4 protein-coding genes are annotated in these 3518 nt (G+C 33.9%); all 4 read left to right on the top strand.

What is annotated here, in order from left to right; all coding sequences use genetic code 11:
- Positions 1 to 61: 61 nt before the first annotated feature.
- Positions 62 to 745: a protein phosphatase 2C domain-containing protein gene (locus ACFX4X_RS25270; protein WP_377387609.1), complete on the top strand. Its 684-nt coding sequence runs from the start codon at positions 62 to 64 to the stop codon at positions 743 to 745.
- Positions 746 to 760: 15 nt separating this feature from the next.
- On the top strand, positions 761 to 1324 hold the full coding sequence (locus tag ACFX4X_RS25275; RefSeq protein ID WP_377387612.1) for a histidine phosphatase family protein: 564 nt from the start codon (positions 761 to 763) through the stop codon (positions 1322 to 1324).
- A 282-nt stretch (positions 1325 to 1606) separates the two neighbouring features.
- On the top strand, positions 1607 to 2056 hold the full coding sequence (locus tag ACFX4X_RS25280) for a YrvL family regulatory protein (protein ID WP_377387615.1): 450 nt from the start codon (positions 1607 to 1609) through the stop codon (positions 2054 to 2056).
- Between the two features lie 275 nt (positions 2057 to 2331).
- Positions 2332 to 2982: a Type 1 glutamine amidotransferase-like domain-containing protein gene (locus ACFX4X_RS25285; protein ID WP_377387618.1), complete on the top strand. Its 651-nt coding sequence runs from the start codon at positions 2332 to 2334 to the stop codon at positions 2980 to 2982.
- Positions 2983 to 3518 lie beyond the last annotated feature (536 nt).

The raw sequence follows: 3518 nt of genomic DNA on the forward strand, positions 1-3518 counted from the left end.
AAGCCATTGAAGATCGAATTAGGAATACAGCTTAAGATTTAACTTTTTAGTGTCCAAAATATTGACCCAAATCCACTTAGTCTGGTCAAATAAAAATGAAGATTGGGAATTTGTAATTATATTAGATGCACACTATACTGCCGAGAGTGCTGAGATAGTGATTGAACTTTTTAAACAGAATAAAACGGATATGGAAAACCTATTATCCTTTCCTACTACAAATCATCAAATGTTTAAAAACCTAGAAGAGAAGGTATTAAACCTTTTTCAAAGTGAAAAATTTCTTTCTATTTGTCGTAAAGTAAAAGGTGAAACATCCTGTTTAATCGTTGTACGAAAACATAAGTATCTTTGGTGGTTTTCGGTAGGAGACTGCATTCTTTATTTATTTCATCAAGATTTAGCTGCACTTGGACAATATCAACTCAATCAAAGACAATTCTATGAATGGGTAGGACAGGTCAACACATTTGATAACAAAGTGCCTTGTTATACCAGTGGGACAAGAGAACTTAGAAAAGGGTTAAATCATATATTATTAACTACAGATGGTTTAATAGAATGTTCAAATGCACCTTTTATTAATCCAAGTGAAGTATTTAAGGTTTTTGCTAATTGTCAAAACGACCAAGGTACTAAATCATTGTTGCAAGAAATTCAAGAAAACAATGTTAGGGATAGCACTACCATAGTTACCTGGGAAGTTTATATATCAGAAGATGCAAGTAAACCAAGCGACCAATAGAGGTGGGAGGGTCTTATGCTAAAGAAGATTTACATTGTCAGACATTGCGAAGCACAGGGGCAACCTTCAGAATCTCCATTAACTGAAAAGGGTTCAAAACAAGCGAAGTATTTAGTTAATTTCTTCAGTAATGCAAAAATTGAACGAATAATATCAAGTCCGTTTTTGCGTGCTATTCAATCAGTAGAACCATTAAGTGAGAAAACAAATATTAAAATAGAGATTGATGAACGCCTCTCAGAACGCACACTAAGTACACTGGATTTACCTGACTGGCTTGAAAAACTTAAAGCAACATTCAATGATATGGAGTTGAAATTTGAAGGAGGAGAGTCGAGTCAAGAAGCAATGAACCGAATAATTAACGTTGTAGATGAAGTTTTTAAAAGTGAAACTGAAAACACAGTAATCGTCAGTCACGGAAATATAATTTCCTTACTTTTAAAGAATTATAATCGTGACTTTGATTTCGAGGGTTGGAAAAATCTTAGTAATCCTGACATCTTTCAATTAAGTTGTACAAAAAATGAAGTGAATATGGAACGGATATGGCAAGAAGAAACAGCTATAAATATTTGATTAGGCGTATTATTTTGTTCAACTAACAAGTGCTTTACTCAATAAGGGAGTTGCATTGGCAGCTCTTTTTCTTATATTTGTGAAGGATTGTACTTAAACTAACGGGTGCTTTAGTTCAATAAGGGAGGTTGCTGAAGCAACCTTTTTGTTATGCAACTAAAGGGGCAGTTTAGTTCAACAAGCGTAGTGTAGTCGAATGGTCAATGTTTCTAAAAAGATTAGTTATTGGTAAAATAAGTTAGGGTTTCAGAAGTAAAAGATCTAACGAGGAGAAACAGAACTATGCCAGAAAATAACAATGATTCATTTCGTGATATGAATATAAAAGAAAAGATGGCAACAGTTACCGGAGTAGCATTTCTCATTATCCTGGTAGTGGGCTTTGTATTGGGGCTTTATTTCTTTGGACTGGCAGGGGTTTTTGAACTGCTCGGCGTTCAATATGAATCTATCTGGTCATTGATTGGTTTTGTTGTCAGTTTCTTTATTTTAGGAATCATTGTCGAATTGTTTTCCAAAGCCATTTTCAAGCTGTCTGTCCGAAATATAACAGGGAAAATAAAAGTATTTTTTATCCGAATCAGTTTTGAAGGCACATCGAACTGGTTAGTCCTGTTCGCAGTGGATGAGTTTATGAAAAGTATTACACTCTCCTTGAAAACAGAGATTATTATTGCATTGCTACTTGCCATAATAGAAATTGTTTTCGACGATGATAAGGAAATCTCTTAATAAAAAAATTCACCTAAGTATAATTGGGGATTTTTTGTACCTCGGGTAGAGAATAATGGAATTGGGAAGTGCACAGTTCGAAAATAATGTGTAAAAAAGAGAAGTCTTGTTCAACTATCGGGTGCTATAGCTGAAGATCTGAGCTGTCTTTAAGACAACTATTTCTTTATGCAACTATCGGGGCAGGATAGTTGAATAGCAGTGACATATAAAGGTATTTTCCCTTTTAGGTAGAATATTTTAAGAATAGCTGGTAAATAAATGGGGGTACATATATGGAAATTTGTTTTATTGGTGGCGGAAATCACTTGAATAACGAATTAGGTGAAGTGTTCCTGGAACTTTCAAAAAAAATTAAACCTGATGCTAAGATTTTAATAATCCCTTTTGCAACCGACAATTCCAGGTATGAAAGTTGGATGGCAAATATCAAACAAGCCTTTTCAATAATGGAGAATGTAAGTGTTGAATTATTAAATGAAGACCTTTCATACAAAGAAATGGAAAAGTCTATTAAGGAACATGATATTCTTTACTTTATTGGCGGAAAGCCAGAAAGGTTAATCCATGTAATAGAAGAGAAAGGACTTACCCCAATTATCAAAGACTTTCAAGGTTTAATCATTGGATATAGTGCGGGTTCATTAGCTTTCTGCAGTGATTGCATAATAACAAAAGATAAAGACTATCCAGAAACGATAGTGATCAAGGGCTTAGGATTAGTTGGGTTTAGCGTTGAGGTCCATTACGAGGATAATATAGATGTAGAATTAATTCCCCTATCAAATGAAAGAAAGGTATATGCAATACCAAATGGAAGTGCAATTTTCTCCAGGAACGGAGAACTATTCAAAGTGGTTAATGATATCTACTCCTTTCAATATATGAACAAGGAAATAGTAAATACCAAATTCTTAATGAACTAACAGGTGCGTTAGCTGAAGATCGGAGCTGTCTTTAAGGCAGCTTTTCTTTATGGAACTATCGGGGCAGGTTAGTGAAAAACGGGATAATCAGTTAATAAAACAACCAAGAGGTGAAAAGTAGTGTATCAATTTCAACACGAGGTCCAAAGAAAAGATTGATATGGTATATGTCATTTTATTTATCGTTTCTAGCTTGGTTAATATAGCTTTACAGTTCGCGGGTGGTAATATTCTTAATGGAATATTCAGTCTCTTATTTTCTTTCATGGTCCTTCACTATGGTTTGCGAAAGAAATTCTGGGCGGAAATATTCATAAAATGTACGGTATGGATTTATATATTTTTATTGTTGGTGATGTTTCTTGTGATAATAATTAAATGATAAAGTAAGTAGATTCTCAACTAACAGGTGCGTTAGCTGAAGATCAGAGCTGTCTTTAAGGCAGCTTATTCTTATGCAACTAAAGGGGCAGTTTAGTTAAAGAAGAAAATGTTATAAAATAGAGAGTTGAAAGGTGATGAGGATAGTAAGTAAT

It is taken from the genome of Peribacillus sp. YIM B13481 (assembly GCF_042787985.1).
In the GTDB taxonomy this organism is placed as follows: Bacteria; Bacillota; Bacilli; order Bacillales; family DSM-1321; genus Peribacillus; species Peribacillus simplex_A.

Bases quoted from the DNA above. Each gene is read 5' to 3' on its own strand.
- ACFX4X_RS25285 (WP_377387618.1), top strand. From the start codon at position 2,332: ATGGAAATTTGTTTTATTGGTGGCGGAAATCACTTGAATAACGAATTA.
- ACFX4X_RS25275 (WP_377387612.1), top strand. From the start codon at position 761: ATGCTAAAGAAGATTTACATTGTCAGACATTGCGAAGCACAGGGGCAA.
- ACFX4X_RS25280 (WP_377387615.1), top strand. From the start codon at position 1,607: ATGCCAGAAAATAACAATGATTCATTTCGTGATATGAATATAAAAGAA.